The organism is Acinetobacter sp. WCHAc060033, from assembly GCF_004209125.1.
Classification (GTDB): domain Bacteria; phylum Pseudomonadota; class Gammaproteobacteria; order Pseudomonadales; family Moraxellaceae; genus Acinetobacter; species Acinetobacter wuhouensis.
Window position 1 is genome coordinate 1 of record NZ_SGSW01000150.1, and the last position, 1,167, is coordinate 1,167.

General features: G+C 37.2%; 1 protein-coding gene and 1 pseudogene. One reads left to right on the forward strand and one right to left on the reverse strand.

Annotation, left to right across the window (positions count from 1 at the left end):
• Positions 1 to 105: 105 nt before the first annotated feature.
• Positions 106 to 269, forward strand: a pseudogene (locus EXE10_RS20995) (IS256 family transposase); the annotation flags it as partial.
• 315 nt (positions 270 to 584) lie between these two features.
• Here the strand turns inward: EXE10_RS20995 and EXE10_RS21000 are convergent.
• The coding region (locus EXE10_RS21000; RefSeq protein WP_130114598.1) for a sensor histidine kinase at positions 585 to 1,167 on the reverse strand (583 nt) is incomplete at its 5' end.

Genomic DNA, 1,167 nt, shown 5'->3' on the forward strand with positions numbered 1-1,167 from the left:
ATTTTAAGTATCTGATGAACCCTTATTCTGCTTCCAAAAGACTTTTACATTATGTAAAGATTGGTGAATTTGTTGACATATACTACCTTCAGGGACAACCATTGTATCAGAGGAGACATTAGCTATCCTGCTAAAGTACATCATACAATTTATACAAATGAGTCATTGAATAGTGTGATCCGTCAATCAAGAAAAGAAAAATCTTTTCTTCCGATGATTCTATGAAGAAAGAAGTAATTTACTTCGCAACATTAAATCCTGCTAAGAAATAGACATTGCCAATCTTATGTGGCATTACTACTCATGACTTTAAGCAATGAATTGATTTACTATTCATTTCGATGGTTGATTAAATGATCATTTATAAAAAATCGGACTTACACAAAATGAGTTACAGACTCTAATATCACCCTCACTTTAAGTGGCATAAGTTATATTACTGCTTTTATCAGACTTATGCTGCAATATATGAGTGTAGGACAGTAGGCTTTTTTACCTCTGTCGCTATATAGCCATAAGTAGTTATGGCACCCCAATCTTCAATTTTGAAAACTAGTTCTCAGCCCATTAAATAGCGTCATTATTTAGTTCTGCTGGTTAAATTCAATCCTAACCATAAGACCACCAATAGCATTTGTCCGACGTAACTCAACTTTTCCGTGATATAAATCGACAATTTGCTTAACAATCGATAAGCCGAGACCACTACCAATAATGACACTGTTCTGATTCACCCTATAGAATCTTTGGAAAATCAGCGGTATTTGTGCTTCATCCAAACCAATTCCATTATCCTCAATCTGCACAAAGCTATAATTTTTAACACAGCCACAACTGATTTTTATGACACACGGGCGTTCATAACTACGATAGATGATGGCATTCTCTAAAAGATTACGGAGCATAATTTCCAATTGATCCATTTGTGCCATGACCAGGGCCGACTCCAGTTGTAACTGTAATTCAATCTTTGCCTGACGAAGCTGAAAATCCATCATCGCAAGGGTACTTTGAATCACATTAACGAGATCAACCGAGCCTTGAGCTTGATGAGCATCGGGTTCAATCCGTGCCAAGGTTAGTAACTGCGTAATCATTCGCGAGGTTTTATCAATGCCAATCATGATGTCCTCAGTTGCTTCTCGCGCCTCCTCGGTAGAACGTGCG